The following is a 13624-nucleotide window of genomic DNA, read 5'->3' as shown; positions in this document are numbered from 1 at the left end:
TCCACTATGGCTCGCGAATATAAAATCGAAGACTACCGCAACTTCGGGATCATGGCGCATATCGACGCCGGCAAGACCACGACCACCGAGCGTATCCTGTACTACACAGGTAAGTCTCACAAGATCGGCGAAGTTCATGATGGCGCAGCCACGATGGACTGGATGGAGCAGGAGCAGGAGCGTGGTATCACCATCACTTCTGCTGCTACCACGACCTTCTGGAAGGGTCGCGATGGCAAGATGCGCCGCTTCAACATCATCGACACCCCCGGCCACGTTGACTTCACCATTGAAGTAGAACGTTCGCTTCGCGTTCTCGACGGCGCTATCGCGCTGCTCGATGCTAACGCTGGTGTTGAGCCGCAGACGGAAACTGTTTGGCGTCAGGCTGAAAAGTACAACGTTCCGCGCATGATCTTCTGCAACAAGATGGACAAGACTGGTGCTGATTTCTACCGCTCGGTAGAAATGATCAAGACCCGTCTCGGCGCCACCGCTGTTGTCATGCAGCTGCCAATCGGCGCTGAAACAGAGTTCAAGGGCGTTGTTGACCTGATCGAGATGAACGCGCTGGTATGGCGCGATGAATCTCTGGGCGCTGCTTGGGATGTTGTTGAAATCCCGGACGACCTCAAGGAAAAGGCTGCCGAATATCGCGAAAAGCTGATCGAGACTGTTGTCGAGATCGACGAAGAAGCGATGGAAGCTTACCTGAACGGCGAAATGCCAGACAATGACAAGATCCGCGCTCTGGTTCGCCGTGGCACGATCGACGTTAAGTTCCACCCAATGTTCTGCGGCACGGCCTTCAAGAACAAGGGCGTTCAGCCTCTGCTCGACGCTGTTGTTGAATACCTGCCTTCTCCGCTCGACATCCCTGCTATCAAGGGTATCGACGTGAAGACTGAAGGTGAGATCGAGCGTCACGCTGACGATTCTGAGCCTTTGTCGATGCTGGCGTTCAAGATCATGAACGACCCCTTCGTTGGTTCGTTGACCTTCTGCCGTATCTACTCTGGCAAGCTCGAAAAGGGCGCGTCGGTGATGAACACGGTCAAGGAAAAGCGCGAACGCGTTGGCCGTATGCTTCAGATGCACTCCAACTCGCGTGAAGACATCGAAGAAGCCTTTGCAGGCGACATCGTTGCTCTCGCTGGCCTCAAGGAAAGCACCACGGGCGACACGCTCTGCGATCCTCTGAACCAGGTTATTCTCGAGCGCATGGAATTCCCTGAGCCGGTTATCCAGATCGCTATCGAGCCAAAGACCAAGGGCGACCAGGAAAAGATGGGCCTCGCGCTCAACCGTCTGGCTGCTGAAGATCCTTCGTTCCGCGTCAAGACTGACCACGAATCTGGTCAGACGATCATCGCAGGCATGGGCGAACTTCACCTCGACATCATCGTTGACCGTATGCGTCGCGAATTCAAGGTTGAAGCCACTGTTGGTGCTCCTCAGGTTGCTTATCGTGAAACCATCACGAAAATGCACGAAGAAGACTACACCCACAAGAAGCAGTCTGGTGGTACAGGTCAGTTCGCGCGCGTCAAGCTCGTGTTCGAACCAAACCCAGAAGGCGAAGACTTCAAGTTCGAATCCAAGATCGTTGGTGGTGCTGTTCCGAAGGAATACATCCCAGGCGTTCAGAAGGGTATCGAAAGCGTTCTCAGCTCTGGTCCGCTGGCTGGCTTCCCGATGCTGGGCGTTAAGGCAACCCTCGTCGATGGTGCTTACCACGATGTTGACTCGTCTGTTCTGGCGTTCGAAATCGCGTCTCGCGCCTGCTTCCGTGAAGCAGCCAAGAAGGCCGGTGCACAGCTTCTTGAGCCTATGATGAAGGTTGAAGTTGTAACCCCAGAAGATTACGTCGGTGACGTGATTGGTGACTTGAACTCTCGCCGTGGTCAGATCCAGGGTCAGGAAAGCCGTGGTGTTGCCGTTGTGATTAACGCGCACGTCCCATTGGCCAACATGTTCAAGTATGTTGATAACCTGCGCTCCATGTCTCAGGGCCGTGCGCAGTACTCGATGGTGTTCGACCACTATTCACCGGTTCCGAGCAACGTTGCAGCTGAAATTCAGGCAAAATACTCCGGTCAGAAATGATCGGGGTAACCCGCCAGATACCATAACAGGAATTTCCCCCATTACGGGGATGAGATAATGGAGAGCCGAAAATGGCAAAAAGTAAATTTGAGCGTAATAAGCCACACGTTAACATTGGCACGATCGGCCACGTTGACCATGGCAAGACGTCTCTGACGGCAGCAATCACCAAGTTCTTCGGCGAGTTCAAGGCATACGACCAAATCGATGCCGCTCCAGAAGAAAAGGCTCGTGGTATCACCATCTCGACGGCTCACGTTGAGTATGAAACAGCCAACCGTCACTACGCACACGTTGACTGCCCCGGCCACGCCGACTACGTCAAGAACATGATCACCGGTGCAGCGCAGATGGACGGCGCGATCCTGGTTTGCTCGGCTGCTGACGGCCCAATGCCACAGACCCGCGAGCACATCCTGCTTGCTCGTCAGGTTGGCGTTCCTGCCATCGTTGTTTTCCTCAACAAGGTTGACCAGGTTGACGACGAAGAACTGCTGGAACTCGTTGAACTCGAAGTTCGCGAACTGCTTTCTTCTTACGACTTCCCAGGCGACGACATTCCAGTTGTAAAGGGCTCTGCTCTTGCTGCTCTGGAAGACAGCAACAAGAAGATCGGCGAAGACGCAATCCGCGAGCTGATGGCTCAGGTTGACGCCTACATCCCAACTCCAGAGCGTCCAGTTGACCAGCCATTCCTGCTGCCAATCGAAGACGTATTCTCGATCTCTGGTCGTGGTACTGTTGTGACTGGTCGCGTTGAGCGTGGTATCATCAAGGTTGGTGAAGAAGTTGAAATCGTTGGCATCCGTGCGACGCAGAAGACGACTGTTACCGGCGTTGAAATGTTCCGCAAGCTGCTTGATCAGGGTCAGGCTGGCGACAACGTTGGTGCGCTGATCCGCGGTATCACCCGTGACGGCGTTGAGCGCGGTCAGATTCTCTGCAAGCCAGGTTCTGTCAAGCCACACACCACGTTCATGGCAGAAGCCTACATCCTGACGAAGGAAGAAGGCGGCCGTCATACACCATTCTTCACCAACTACCGCCCACAGTTCTACTTCCGTACAACGGACGTGACGGGTATCGTTGAGCTGCCAGAAGGCACTGAAATGGTTATGCCGGGCGACAACGTGACTGTTAAGGTTACGCTGATCAACCCAATCGCCATGGAAGAAAAGCTTCGCTTCGCGATCCGCGAAGGTGGCCGTACCGTTGGTGCTGGTATCGTTGCATCGATCGTCGCCTAAGCGATAAAATAAATTGTTGTGCGCGCGGCCTTGTGCCGCGCGTATTTCGTTAGAGAATCAGTTGACGAAGGGGCGGGGACGTTGTATGTCCGCGCCACGAACAAGGCACATAGTGTTTCGCTGTGTCGCCCTTGGCTCTGCTCAGTTTGTCGATCTGTTTGAGATCGTGTTGGCAGGGCCCCCAAGGCAGATAAGTGACCGTAGCGCTCATTGGCGTTGCAGTGATTTTTGACAATACGGGGCCGGCCAGCAATTGGTAATTCGTTGTCTTCGCGTATGCGGGGCGCAAGAAAAGAAACAAGGACAAGTCCAATGACCGGCCAGAATATCCGCATCCGCCTCAAGGCGTTTGATCACCGGGTCCTCGATGCATCGACACGCGAAATTGTGTCGACTGCCAAGCGTACCGGTGCGAGCGTGCGTGGTCCAGTACCGCTCCCAACCCGTATTGAAAAATTCACAGTCAACCGTTCGCCTCACGTTGATAAAAAGAGCCGCGAACAGTTCGAGATGCGCACGCACAAGCGTTTGCTCGACATCGTTGATCCTACACCCCAGACAGTTGATGCTTTGATGAAGCTCGATCTGGCTGCTGGCGTTGATGTAGAGATCAAGCTTTAAAAAAGAATTCCGGCGAGAGCCGTAATAACAAGGAAGGTACGTGGCAAGACCTGCCAACGACTTCTCGAAACGGGAAACCTGAAGGTTCGGAAGGGCCTGAATGGAATCCTTAAACAAGAGGCGGGCAAGCGCTGAAAAGTGCTTGTTTTACTCTCAAGAGGAATGAACCTATGCGTTCAGGTGTGATTGCACAGAAAGTAGGAATGACCCGGGTCTACAACGACGCCGGCGAGCACATTCCGGTAACAGTACTGCGCTTGGATAACTGCCAGGTGGTCGCTCACCGCACCGCCGACAAGCATGGCTACACGGCTGTTCAGCTCGGTGCTGGCCAGGCGAAAGTCAAGAATACATCCAAGGCTATGCGTGGCAATTTTGCCGCTGCAAACGTTGAGCCTAAAGCAAAGCTGCTTGAGTTCCGCGTTTCTGAAGACAATCTGATTGATGTTGGTGCAGAGCTTAAGGCCAGCCACTTTGCGTCTGGTCAGTTGGTTGACGTGACTGGCACGACCATTGGTAAAGGTTTTGCTGGTGCGATGAAGCGCCACAACTTTGGTGGTCTTCGCGCGACTCACGGTGTTTCGGTTTCGCACCGTTCTCACGGTTCGACCGGTTCCAACCAGGACCCAGGTAAGGTCTGGAAGGGCAAGCGGATGGCAGGTCATATGGGTCAGACCCGTGTGACAACTCAGAATCTTGAAGTTGTTTCGACCGATGAAGATCGTGGTCTTATCCTGGTGAAGGGCGCAGTTCCCGGTTCCAAGGGTTCCTGGATCATCGTGCGCGACGCCGTCAAGTCGGCATCGAAGTAAGGGAGCCAAATCATGGAACTCAACGTCAAGACTATTGATGGGAAAGAAGCCGGTAAGGTTTCTCTGTCCGACGCCATTTTTGGCCTCGAGCCCCGCGAAGACATTATCGCTCGTATGGTGCGTTGGCAGCTCGCCAAGAAGCAGCAGGGCACTCACAAGTCCAAGACCCGTGCAGAAGTTTCGCGCACTGGTGCCAAGATGTACAAGCAGAAGGGAACGGGTCGCGCTCGTCACCATTCGGCACGCGCTCCACAGTTCCGTGGCGGTGGTAAGGCTCATGGTCCGGTTGTTCGCAGCCACGAGCATGACCTGCCAAAGAAGGTTCGCGCTCTTGCTTTGCGTCATGCTTTGTCTGCCAAGCTCAAGTCTGAAGATCTGATCATTGTTGATCAGTTGGTTTCGGCCGATCCAAAGACAAAGGGCCTTGTTGGTTCGTTCGAAGCTCTCGGCCTGAACAATGCTTTGTTCATCGGCGGTGTTGAACTGGACAACAACTTCAAGCTCGCAGCTGCAAACATCCCGAATATCGATGTTTTGCCAGTTCAGGGCATCAACGTTTATGACATTCTGCGTCGCGGCAAGCTGGTGCTTTCCAAGGCTGCAGTTGAAGCTCTGGAGGAGCGGTTCAAATGACTGATCTTCGCCACTACGACGTGATCGTATCTCCATCGATCACTGAAAAGTCCACTATGGTATCTGAATACAGCCAGGTGGTCTTTAATGTTGCCAAGACTGCTTCCAAGCCGCAAATCAAGGCTGCTGTTGAAGCTCTCTTCGGTGTAAAGGTGACTGCCGTGAACACGCTGCTCCGCAAGGGCAAGACCAAGCGTTTCCGCGGTTTTTCTGGGAAGCAGAAGGACGTGAAGAAGGCGATCGTTACGCTCGCTGAGGGTCAGTCCATCGACGTGTCCACCGGTCTCTGAGGAACAGAAAAATGGCATTGAAAAATTTCAATCCGACGACCCCGAGCCAGCGTCAGCTGGTTATCGTTGACCGGTCCGGCCTCTACAAGGGCAAGCCAGTCAAGTCGTTGACCGAAGGCCTCCACTCCAAGGGTGGTCGTAACAACCTCGGTCGCATCACAGTTCGCTTTCAGGGCGGCGGTCACAAGCGCACCTACCGTCTGGTAGACTTCAAGCGTCGCAAGTTTGAAGTTGAAGGCACGGTTGAGCGTCTCGAGTACGACCCTAACCGTACAGCGTTCATTGCTCTGGTAACCTACACCGATGGTGAGCAGGCTTACATTATTGCTCCTCAGCGTCTTGCTGCTGGCGATAAGGTTATTGCCTCTGAAAAGGCCGTTGACGTAAAGCCAGGCAACACCATGCCTCTGCAGTACATCCCTGTTGGCTCGATTATCCACAATGTGGAATTGAAGCCAGGCAAGGGCGGTCAGGTGGCTCGTTCTGCTGGTGCCTACGTTCAGCTCGTTGGTCGCGATAGCGGCATGGCGATCCTGCGTTTGAGCTCTGGCGAGCAGCGTTTGGTGCACGGCACTTGCCTTGCAACGATTGGTGCGGTGTCGAACTCCGACCATGCCAACACCAATGACGGTAAGGCTGGTCGTTCGCGCTGGCGCGGCAAGCGTCCGCATGTTCGCGGCGTTGTTATGAACCCGGTTGACCACCCGCACGGCGGTGGTGAAGGCCGCACCTCGGGTGGCCGTCATCCAGTGTCGCCTTGGGGCAAGCCCACCAAGGGCAAGCGCACACGTTCGAACAAGTCGACAGACAAGTTCATCATGCGCTCGCGCCACCAGAAGAAGAAGTAAGAGAGGTAGTCAGAGATGGCTCGTTCAGTATGGAAAGGCCCCTTCGTTGACGGCTACCTTCTTAAGAAGGCTGAGAAGGTTCGCGAAAGCGGTCGTAGCGAAGTGATCAAGATGTGGACCCGTCGGTCGACAATCTTGCCACAGTTTGTCGGTTTGACGTTCGGCGTCTATAACGGCAGCAAACACATCCCGGTCAGCGTCAACGAAGACATGGTTGGCCACAAGTTCGGTGAATTCGCTCCTACCCGGACCTACTACGGTCATGGTGCGGACAAGAAAGCGAAGAGGAAGTAACGATGGGCAAGGCAAAAGCCGAACGCCGGTTGCAGGACAATGAGGCGCAAGCAGTTGCGCGTACACTCCGCGTCAGCCCTCAGAAGCTCAACCTGGTTGCAGCTATGATTCGTGGCAAGAAGGTCGACCGGGCTCTGGCCGACCTCGAGTTCTCCCGCAAGCGTATTGCAGGCACCGTGAAGAAGACCCTCGAGTCTGCTATCGCGAATGCTGAGAACAACCACGACCTCGACGTCGATCAGTTGATCGTTGCTGAGGCTTATGTTGGTAAGTCGATCACCATGAAGCGTTTCCACGCTCGTGGCCGCGGCCGCGCATCGCGCATTGAAAAGCCGTTCGCACATTTGACAATCGTCGTGCGCGAAGTCGAAGCCAAAGTGGAGGCTGCATAATGGGTCAGAAAATTAATCCAATCGGTTTCCGTCTGGGCATTAATCGCACCTGGGATAGCCGTTGGTTCGCCGACAATGCTGAATACGGTCAGTTGTTGCACGAAGATCTGAAGATCCGTGCTTACATCATGGCTGAATTGAAGCAGGCTGGTATCGCCAAGGTGGTTATCGAGCGTCCGCACAAGAAGTGCCGCGTTACGATCCACTCGGCTCGTCCAGGCTTGATCATCGGCAAGAAGGGTGCGGACATCGAAAAGCTTCGCAAGAAGCTGTCTGAGATGACCAACTCGGAAACGCACCTCAATATCGTTGAAGTTCGTAAGCCAGAAATCGACGCAACGCTGGTCGCTCAGTCGATCGCCCAGCAGCTCGAGCGCCGTATCGCTTTCCGTCGCGCCATGAAGCGCTCCGTTCAGTCCGCCATGCGTCTGGGTGCCGAAGGCATCAAGATCACGTGTGCAGGCCGTCTCGGTGGTGCCGAAATCGCTCGTACAGAATGGTACCGCGAAGGCCGCGTTCCGCTTCACACGCTGCGTGCGGATATCGACTACGGTACGGCTGAAGCCTCTACCGCATACGGTATTTGCGGCATCAAGGTTTGGATCTTCAAGGGCGAAATCCTTGAGCACGATCCAATGGCTTCCGAGCGTCGTGCTCTGGAAGGTGACGCCCAGGGTAGCAGCACCAACAACCGCCGCCGCGAGAACGCGTAATTGGCGCCGCGTGGCAGAAAGTTTGGAGAATAGAAAATGTTGCAACCAAAGCGTACCAAGTATCGCAAGCAGTTCAAGGGGCGCATCAAGGGCGTTGCCAAGGGCGGTTTCGACCTGGCGTTCGGTGAATTCGGCCTGAAGGCTCTTGAGCCTAACCGCGTCAATGCACGTGAAATCGAAGCGGCTCGCCGTGCGATCACACGTTATATGAAGCGCGCAGGTCGCGTGTGGATCCGGGTATTCCCCGATGTTCCAGTAACGGCAAAGCCTACCGAAGTCCGTATGGGTAAAGGTAAGGGCTCTGTTGAGTACTGGGCATGCAAGGTCAAGCCCGGCCGTATGATGTTCGAGATCGACGGTGTTTCCGAGGAGATCGCCCGCGAGGCGCTTCGTCTCGGTTCGGCCAAGCTCTCGGTCAAGACGCGCTTCGTACAGCGCATTGCAGAGTGAGGGATCAAGCCATGAAAGCCGCAGATGTTCGCGCCATGAGCGCTGATCAATTGAAGGACGAGCTTGCCAGCCTGAAGAAAGAGCAGTTTAACCTGCGCTTTCAGAAGGCCACTGGCCAGCTTGAAAAGTCCTCGCGTGTTAACGAAGTTCGCAAGGACATCGCCCGCGTGAAAACCATTGCCCGCCAGAAGGCGGCAGAAGCCAAGGCCTAAAGGACCAGAAAATATGCCTAAACGCATTCTGCAGGGCGTCGTCGTCAGCGACAAGAACGACAAGACTGTTGTGGTCCGGGTTGAGCGTCGATTCGCTCACCCACTGCTCCAGAAGACTGTTCGTCGTTCCAAGAAGTACAAGGCTCACGACGAGACCAACCAATACAAGACCGGTGACATGGTTTCCATTCAGGAATGTGCACCGATTTCCAAGGATAAGTGCTGGACGGTTATCTCCGCCCAGGCTTAATTTACAGAGAAACGGGAAAGGCCCTTGCGCCTTTCCCAAAAATCTGTATGAAGCACCCCAACGGCGCAAGAACGCTCCACTGAGAGCGTTCTTTTGCTTTGAGCGCAGGGAAGGTCCCAAGGGGAAACCACCTATGCAAGATCCTCCTTCGCTCGAAAATTGAGAAAAATCCATAAGCCGGAATAGGGGGCGCTTGCCCAACCGTTCCGGTATAACGAAAAGGCGACCTGACATGATTCAGATGCAGACTAACCTCGACGTTGCCGACAATTCCGGCGCACGTCGTGTCATGTGCATCAAGGTGCTGGGCGGCTCCAAGCGTAAATACGCTTCGGTGGGCGACATTATCGTCGTTTCCATCAAGGAAGCTATTCCGCGTGGCCGCGTGAAGAAGGGTGACGTGATGAAAGCGGTTGTAGTGCGTACCGCTAAAGACATCCGTCGCGCCGACGGCAGCGTCATCCGCTTCGATAACAACGCAGCAGTTCTTATCGACAATAAGAAAGAGCCTATCGGCAGCCGTATCTTCGGACCGGTTCCGCGCGAACTCCGCGCCAAGAACCACATGAAGATCATCTCGCTGGCTCCGGAAGTTCTTTAAGGGAGCGATGACGATGCAAAAGATTCGTAAAGGCGACAAGGTTGTCGTATTGACCGGTAAGGACAAGGGTCGTTCCGGTGAAGTTATTCAAGTGATGCCAAAGGAAGACCGTGCGGTCGTCAAGGGTATTAATGTTGTCAAGCGCCATCAGCGTCAGACGCAGACCCAGGAAGCCGGCATCGTTAACAAGGAAGCGTCTCTGCACCTTTCCAACCTTGCTATCGTTGACAAGGACGGCAAGCCAACCCGCGTTGGTTTCGCAGTTGTTGATGGCAAGAAGGTTCGTGTTGCCAAGCGTTCGGGAGAAGTGATCGATGGCTGAGAGCAAGTATGAGCCACGGCTGAAGGTCGAGTACGTTTCCCGTATTCGCAAGGCCATGCAGGAGCAGTTCTCCTACGCGAACGAAATGCAGATCCCGAAGATCACCAAGGTTGTTATCAACATGGGTGTGGGTGAAGCGACGGCTGATTCGAAGAAGCCTTCGGTTGCAGCAGTTGATTTGGCTGCTATTGCCGGTCAGAAGCCTGTCATTACCAAGGCTCGCAACTCTATCGCTGGCTTCAAGGTCCGCGAAGGCATGCCAATCGGTGCGAAGGTTACTCTTCGTGGCGCACGCATGTACGAGTTTCTGGATCGCTTGACCAACATCGCGCTTCCGCGCGTTCGCGACTTTCGTGGTCTGAACCCGAAAAGCTTTGACGGCCGTGGCAACTTCGCCATGGGCATCAAGGAGCACATTGTGTTCCCAGAGGTCAACTACGATAAAGTTGATCAGATGTGGGGCATGGATATCATCGTTTGCACGACGGCCACTACGGACGACGAAGCTCGGGCTCTCTTGAAAGAGTTCAACTTCCCGTTCCGTCAATAACCGTAACGACGAGCGTAGAAGAGGAACTTCGATATGGCGAAGACAAGCGCAGTTGAAAAGAACAAGCGCCGCCGCAAGACAGTTGCCCAGCAGGCCGGAAAGCGGGCCGAGCTGAAGGCAATTATCATGAACCAGTCCCTTTCGATTGAGGAACGGTTCAAGGCAACCCTCAAGCTGGCAGAATTGCCACGTGATGGCTCCAAGACCCGCATTCGCAATCGTTGCGAAGTCACCGGTCGTCCGCGTGCTTTCTATCGTAAACTCAAGATGTCGCGTATCGCGCTTCGTGAGCTTGGCAACACCGGCAAGGTGCCGGGCGTTGTTAAGTCGAGCTGGTAAGGAGACGGGCAAATGACGATGACTGATCCGTTGGGCGATATGCTCACCCGTATCCGGAATGGTGCCGCTCGCCGCAAGGCTTCTGTGGTCACTCCGGCTTCCAAGCTGCGTGCGCGCGTTTTGGATGTTTTGCAGGCTGAAGGCTACATCCGTGGCTATTCTGAAGTTGATCATGGTAACGGCAAGTCCGAAATCACGATCGAACTGAAGTATTATGAAGGTGCGTCGGTGATCCGTGAGATCGGCCGCGTGTCTAAGCCGGGCCGCCGAGTTTATGTCTCGGTCAAGTCCATTCCGCAGGTCGCGAACGGCCTCGGCATTACCATCCTTTCGACTCCGAAGGGCGTAATGGCCGATCACCAGGCTCGTGAACAGAATGTTGGTGGCGAGGTTCTCTGCTCTGTCTTCTAAGGCAGTGCGGAGATCTCCCTGGCGAACAGACAGGATATAAACATGTCTCGTATCGGTAAAAAGCCCGTTCAGGTTCCTGCAGGAATCACGGCCACTGTTGATGGCCAGAAAGTGACTGCAAAGGGCCCCAAGGGTGAACTTTTCTTCGTCGCAAATGACGAAATCTCGGTTGTTCTGGAAAACAACGCTGTTGTTGTTAAGCCAGTGAACGACTCCAAGGATGCTCGTTCAAAGTGGGGCATGTCCCGCACGATGATCGAAAACATCTTCAAGGGTGTTAAGGATGGCTTCGAGCGCAAGCTTGAAATCAACGGCGTTGGTTACCGCGCGTCGCTTCAGGGCAAGAACCTGCAGCTGGCTCTCGGTTTCTCCCACGACGTTGTGTATGAGCCACCAGTTGGTGTTACCATTGCCGTTCCTAAGCCGACGGAAATCGTGATCACGGGGATCAACAAGCAGCAGGTCGGTCAGGTCGCTGCAGAGATCCGCGAATATCGCGGTCCTGAGCCTTACAAGGGCAAGGGCGTCAAGTATGCCGAAGAGCGGATTATCCGCAAAGAAGGCAAGAAGAAGTAAGGAACGCGCGAAATGGCAAGCAGAAAAGAAGCACTTGTACGTCGTGCGAACCGTGTACGGCGTCAGATCAAAGCGGTGGCCAATGGCCGTCCGCGTCTGTCGGTACATCGCTCTTCGAAGAACATCTACGTCCAGGTTATCGACGACGTGGCTGGCCGCACTTTGGCCGCTGCATCGACGCTGGACGCAGGTCTGCGTTCTTCGCTCAAGACCGGTGCTGACATTGCGGCAGCTGCCGCTGTTGGCAAGTTGGTTGCTGAGCGTGCGGTTGAAGCTGGTGTGAAGGAAGTGGTCTTCGACCGCGGAGCCTTCATTTATCACGGCCGCATCAAGGCATTGGCCGAAGCTGCCCGCGAAGGCGGTCTTTCGTTCTAATGAATTGCCGCCCGGTTCGCCGGGCGGCTTTCCGGCTTTTTAGCTGGCCACCCGGATACCGCTCTTACCCTGAAAGGGCAGGGCGGACATTTATTGTAATCTGCCGATTGCACCCGGAAAAGAAAAAAGGAAAAGGACAATGGCACAAGAAAAGCGTGGTTCGCGGGATGACCGTCAGAACCGTGAAGAGCGTGACAGCGAGTTTGTTGACAAGCTGGTCGCGATCAATCGTGTAGCGAAAGTTGTTAAGGGCGGCCGTCGTTTCGGATTTGCTGCTCTCGTTGTTGTTGGCGACCAGAAGGGCCGCGTTGGCTTCGGTCACGGCAAGGCTCGTGAAGTTCCAGAAGCGATCCGCAAGGCAACTGAAGCTGCCAAGCGCGAATTGATTTTCGTTCCGCTGCGTGATGGCCGTACACTTCATCACGACGTCAATGGTCGTCATGGCGCTGGTAAGGTTCTTTTGCGTTCTGCAAAGGCTGGTACCGGTATCATCGCTGGTGGTCCAATGCGCGCTGTGTTTGAAACCCTTGGCATGCACGACGTTGTTGCAAAGTCGACCGGTTCTTCGAACCCATACAACATGGTTCGTGCAACATTTGATGCCCTGAAGCATCAGGTTCATCCAAAGGACGTCGCTGCTCAGCGTGGCCTGAAGTATGCAACCTTGCAGGCCCGCCGCGCTGCTGCCGGCAACGGTTCTGAAGAATAAGGAGCTGAACAATGGCCAAGAACACTGAAGCCAAGACGATCACGGTCGAACAGATCGGTTCGCCTATCCGCCGCCCGGCTGTACAGCGCCAGACGCTCATCGGCCTGGGCCTCAACAAAATGCACCGGGTCCGCACGTTGGAAGATACTCCTTCGGTTCGTGGCATGATCCGTGCTGTCCAGCATCTCGTTCGCGTTGTCGAAGAGAAGTGAGACGGGGGAATTTGTCATGAAACTGAATGAAATCAAAGACAACGAAGGCTCCACAAAGAACCGTATCCGCGTTGGTCGCGGTATTGGTTCCGGCAAGGGCAAGACCGGTGGTCGCGGCGTGAAGGGTCAGAAGGCTCGTTCCGGCGTTGCCGTAAACGGCTTCGAAGGCGGTCAGATGCCTATCTATCGTCGCCTGCCAAAGCGCGGCTTTAACAACATCTTCGCTTCTGAATTCACCACCGTGTCCGTTGGTCGTCTTCAGCAGGCAATCGATGCTGGCAAGCTCGACGCAACTGCTACAGTTGATGCAGCTGCTTTGAAGGCAGCTGGTGTGATTCGTCGCATCAAGGACGGCGTTCGCATTCTCGCTGACGGCGAATTGACTGCCAAGGTCACTCTGGAAGTGGCTGGTGCCTCCAAGCCTGCGGTCGAAAAGATCGAAAAGGCTGGCGGATCGATCAAGTTGCTGGCCGTCAAGGCCGCTGCAGCTGAATAATAGATGAATATAATCGCCCGGGGTGCTTCACACCGGGCGATTTTTCTCCCATATGTGTGCCTCGCGACCCATGGATGGAATAAGTCCGTCTTCCGGGAGATTTCGGAAAACTGAGGGTGAGGCTTTGAGTTGGTTTTGCAAACTCTGCATCGCTCCGTTTTCGTC

At 54.7% G+C, this 13624-nt stretch carries 23 protein-coding genes; all 23 read left to right on the top strand.

Annotation, left to right across the window (positions count from 1 at the left end; translation table 11 throughout):
* The first annotated feature begins 6 nt into the window (after positions 1-6).
* A complete protein-coding gene (fusA, locus tag E6C51_RS05405; protein WP_146929149.1) occupies positions 7-2106 on the top strand; it encodes an elongation factor G in 2100 nt (699 codons plus the stop codon).
* 71 nt (positions 2107-2177) lie between these two features.
* Complete coding sequence (tuf, locus tag E6C51_RS05400) at positions 2178-3353, top strand: elongation factor Tu (protein WP_146929110.1); 1176 nt, start codon at positions 2178-2180, stop codon at positions 3351-3353.
* A gap of 312 nt (positions 3354-3665) precedes the next feature.
* A complete protein-coding gene (rpsJ, locus tag E6C51_RS05395; protein ID WP_075640631.1) occupies positions 3666-3974 on the top strand; it encodes a 30S ribosomal protein S10 in 309 nt (102 codons plus the stop codon).
* A 170-nt stretch (positions 3975-4144) separates the two neighbouring features.
* Positions 4145-4786: a 50S ribosomal protein L3 gene (gene rplC / locus E6C51_RS05390; protein WP_146929152.1), complete on the top strand. Its 642-nt coding sequence runs from the start codon at positions 4145-4147 to the stop codon at positions 4784-4786.
* A gap of 12 nt (positions 4787-4798) precedes the next feature.
* Entirely contained in the window at positions 4799-5419 is a 621-nt protein-coding gene (gene rplD, locus E6C51_RS05385) for a 50S ribosomal protein L4 (protein ID WP_146929156.1), read from the top strand.
* A complete protein-coding gene (locus E6C51_RS05380) occupies positions 5416-5709 on the top strand; it encodes a 50S ribosomal protein L23 (protein ID WP_146929159.1) in 294 nt (97 codons plus the stop codon). The genes rplD and E6C51_RS05380 overlap by 4 nt, the downstream gene beginning before the upstream one ends.
* An 11-nt stretch (positions 5710-5720) precedes the next feature.
* Positions 5721-6557, top strand: a complete 837-nt coding sequence (gene rplB, locus E6C51_RS05375; protein WP_146929162.1) for a 50S ribosomal protein L2 — start codon at positions 5721-5723, stop codon at positions 6555-6557.
* 15 nt (positions 6558-6572) lie between these two features.
* Positions 6573-6851, top strand: coding sequence for a 30S ribosomal protein S19 (gene rpsS, locus E6C51_RS05370; protein ID WP_015915742.1), 279 nt, complete (start codon positions 6573-6575; stop codon positions 6849-6851).
* 2 nt (positions 6852-6853) lie between these two features.
* A complete protein-coding gene (gene rplV / locus E6C51_RS05365) occupies positions 6854-7243 on the top strand; it encodes a 50S ribosomal protein L22 (RefSeq protein WP_075640636.1) in 390 nt (129 codons plus the stop codon).
* Positions 7243-7956 carry a 30S ribosomal protein S3 gene (gene rpsC, locus E6C51_RS05360; RefSeq protein ID WP_146929165.1) on the top strand — a complete coding sequence of 238 codons (714 nt, stop codon included), beginning with the start codon at positions 7243-7245 and terminating at the stop codon, positions 7954-7956. Before rplV ends, rpsC begins: the two co-directional genes overlap by 1 nt.
* Before the next feature lie 36 nt (positions 7957-7992).
* Entirely contained in the window at positions 7993-8406 is a 414-nt protein-coding gene (gene rplP / locus E6C51_RS05355) for a 50S ribosomal protein L16 (RefSeq protein ID WP_015915745.1), read from the top strand.
* A gap of 11 nt (positions 8407-8417) precedes the next feature.
* Complete coding sequence (rpmC, locus tag E6C51_RS05350) at positions 8418-8618, top strand: 50S ribosomal protein L29 (RefSeq protein ID WP_146929168.1); 201 nt, start codon at positions 8418-8420, stop codon at positions 8616-8618.
* A gap of 13 nt (positions 8619-8631) precedes the next feature.
* Positions 8632-8868, top strand: a complete 237-nt coding sequence (rpsQ, locus tag E6C51_RS05345; protein WP_075640639.1) for a 30S ribosomal protein S17 — start codon at positions 8632-8634, stop codon at positions 8866-8868.
* Positions 8869-9100: 232 nt separating this feature from the next.
* Complete coding sequence (gene rplN / locus E6C51_RS05340) at positions 9101-9469, top strand: 50S ribosomal protein L14 (protein ID WP_015915748.1); 369 nt, start codon at positions 9101-9103, stop codon at positions 9467-9469.
* A gap of 13 nt (positions 9470-9482) precedes the next feature.
* Complete coding sequence (gene rplX, locus E6C51_RS05335) at positions 9483-9791, top strand: 50S ribosomal protein L24 (RefSeq protein ID WP_146929171.1); 309 nt, start codon at positions 9483-9485, stop codon at positions 9789-9791.
* On the top strand, positions 9784-10341 hold the full coding sequence (gene rplE / locus E6C51_RS05330; RefSeq protein WP_146929177.1) for a 50S ribosomal protein L5: 558 nt from the start codon (positions 9784-9786) through the stop codon (positions 10339-10341). The genes rplX and rplE overlap by 8 nt, the downstream gene beginning before the upstream one ends.
* Before the next feature lie 33 nt (positions 10342-10374).
* On the top strand, positions 10375-10680 hold the full coding sequence (rpsN, locus tag E6C51_RS05325; protein WP_146929180.1) for a 30S ribosomal protein S14: 306 nt from the start codon (positions 10375-10377) through the stop codon (positions 10678-10680).
* A 12-nt stretch (positions 10681-10692) separates the two neighbouring features.
* Entirely contained in the window at positions 10693-11091 is a 399-nt protein-coding gene (gene rpsH, locus E6C51_RS05320) for a 30S ribosomal protein S8 (protein ID WP_146929183.1), read from the top strand.
* 42 nt (positions 11092-11133) lie between these two features.
* Positions 11134-11667: a 50S ribosomal protein L6 gene (gene rplF, locus E6C51_RS05315; RefSeq protein WP_146929186.1), complete on the top strand. Its 534-nt coding sequence runs from the start codon at positions 11134-11136 to the stop codon at positions 11665-11667.
* A 12-nt stretch (positions 11668-11679) separates the two neighbouring features.
* Positions 11680-12042 (top strand): 50S ribosomal protein L18, encoded by a 363-nt coding sequence (rplR, locus tag E6C51_RS05310; protein WP_146929189.1) that lies wholly within the window; start codon positions 11680-11682, stop codon positions 12040-12042.
* A 139-nt stretch (positions 12043-12181) separates the two neighbouring features.
* Positions 12182-12751, top strand: coding sequence for a 30S ribosomal protein S5 (rpsE, locus tag E6C51_RS05305; RefSeq protein ID WP_146929192.1), 570 nt, complete (start codon positions 12182-12184; stop codon positions 12749-12751).
* An 11-nt stretch (positions 12752-12762) separates the two neighbouring features.
* Positions 12763-12963, top strand: coding sequence for a 50S ribosomal protein L30 (rpmD, locus tag E6C51_RS05300; protein WP_146929195.1), 201 nt, complete (start codon positions 12763-12765; stop codon positions 12961-12963).
* Between the two features lie 16 nt (positions 12964-12979).
* Positions 12980-13459 carry a 50S ribosomal protein L15 gene (gene rplO / locus E6C51_RS05295; RefSeq protein ID WP_146929198.1) on the top strand — a complete coding sequence of 160 codons (480 nt, stop codon included), beginning with the start codon at positions 12980-12982 and terminating at the stop codon, positions 13457-13459.
* Positions 13460-13624: the final 165 nt, after the last annotated feature.

The sequence above is a fragment of the Gillisella terrae genome (assembly GCF_004801395.1).
In the GTDB taxonomy this organism is placed as follows: Bacteria; Pseudomonadota; Alphaproteobacteria; order Rhizobiales; family Rhizobiaceae; genus Allorhizobium; species Allorhizobium terrae.
This window is presented reverse-complemented; position numbering and strand designations above follow the sequence as displayed.

What these genes read in the sequence shown, in the direction of transcription:
- E6C51_RS05380 (WP_146929159.1), top strand. Translation starts at nt 5,416, where the DNA reads ATGACTGATCTTCGCCACTACGACGTGATCGTATCTCCATCGATCACT.
- fusA (WP_146929149.1), top strand. Translation starts at nt 7, where the DNA reads ATGGCTCGCGAATATAAAATCGAAGACTACCGCAACTTCGGGATCATG.
- rplC (WP_146929152.1), top strand. Translation starts at nt 4,145, where the DNA reads ATGCGTTCAGGTGTGATTGCACAGAAAGTAGGAATGACCCGGGTCTAC.
- rpsS (WP_015915742.1), top strand. Translation starts at nt 6,573, where the DNA reads ATGGCTCGTTCAGTATGGAAAGGCCCCTTCGTTGACGGCTACCTTCTT.
- rplX (WP_146929171.1), top strand. Translation starts at nt 9,483, where the DNA reads ATGCAAAAGATTCGTAAAGGCGACAAGGTTGTCGTATTGACCGGTAAG.
- rpsC (WP_146929165.1), top strand. Translation starts at nt 7,243, where the DNA reads ATGGGTCAGAAAATTAATCCAATCGGTTTCCGTCTGGGCATTAATCGC.
- rpmD (WP_146929195.1), top strand. Translation starts at nt 12,763, where the DNA reads ATGGCCAAGAACACTGAAGCCAAGACGATCACGGTCGAACAGATCGGT.
- rplV (WP_075640636.1), top strand. Translation starts at nt 6,854, where the DNA reads ATGGGCAAGGCAAAAGCCGAACGCCGGTTGCAGGACAATGAGGCGCAA.
- rplD (WP_146929156.1), top strand. Translation starts at nt 4,799, where the DNA reads ATGGAACTCAACGTCAAGACTATTGATGGGAAAGAAGCCGGTAAGGTT.
- rpsH (WP_146929183.1), top strand. Translation starts at nt 10,693, where the DNA reads ATGACGATGACTGATCCGTTGGGCGATATGCTCACCCGTATCCGGAAT.
- rplN (WP_015915748.1), top strand. Translation starts at nt 9,101, where the DNA reads ATGATTCAGATGCAGACTAACCTCGACGTTGCCGACAATTCCGGCGCA.
- rpsE (WP_146929192.1), top strand. Translation starts at nt 12,182, where the DNA reads ATGGCACAAGAAAAGCGTGGTTCGCGGGATGACCGTCAGAACCGTGAA.
- rplO (WP_146929198.1), top strand. Translation starts at nt 12,980, where the DNA reads ATGAAACTGAATGAAATCAAAGACAACGAAGGCTCCACAAAGAACCGT.
- rpmC (WP_146929168.1), top strand. Translation starts at nt 8,418, where the DNA reads ATGAAAGCCGCAGATGTTCGCGCCATGAGCGCTGATCAATTGAAGGAC.
- rpsN (WP_146929180.1), top strand. Translation starts at nt 10,375, where the DNA reads ATGGCGAAGACAAGCGCAGTTGAAAAGAACAAGCGCCGCCGCAAGACA.
- rplF (WP_146929186.1), top strand. Translation starts at nt 11,134, where the DNA reads ATGTCTCGTATCGGTAAAAAGCCCGTTCAGGTTCCTGCAGGAATCACG.
- rplB (WP_146929162.1), top strand. Translation starts at nt 5,721, where the DNA reads ATGGCATTGAAAAATTTCAATCCGACGACCCCGAGCCAGCGTCAGCTG.
- rpsJ (WP_075640631.1), top strand. Translation starts at nt 3,666, where the DNA reads ATGACCGGCCAGAATATCCGCATCCGCCTCAAGGCGTTTGATCACCGG.
- tuf (WP_146929110.1), top strand. Translation starts at nt 2,178, where the DNA reads ATGGCAAAAAGTAAATTTGAGCGTAATAAGCCACACGTTAACATTGGC.
- rpsQ (WP_075640639.1), top strand. Translation starts at nt 8,632, where the DNA reads ATGCCTAAACGCATTCTGCAGGGCGTCGTCGTCAGCGACAAGAACGAC.
- rplE (WP_146929177.1), top strand. Translation starts at nt 9,784, where the DNA reads ATGGCTGAGAGCAAGTATGAGCCACGGCTGAAGGTCGAGTACGTTTCC.
- rplR (WP_146929189.1), top strand. Translation starts at nt 11,680, where the DNA reads ATGGCAAGCAGAAAAGAAGCACTTGTACGTCGTGCGAACCGTGTACGG.
- rplP (WP_015915745.1), top strand. Translation starts at nt 7,993, where the DNA reads ATGTTGCAACCAAAGCGTACCAAGTATCGCAAGCAGTTCAAGGGGCGC.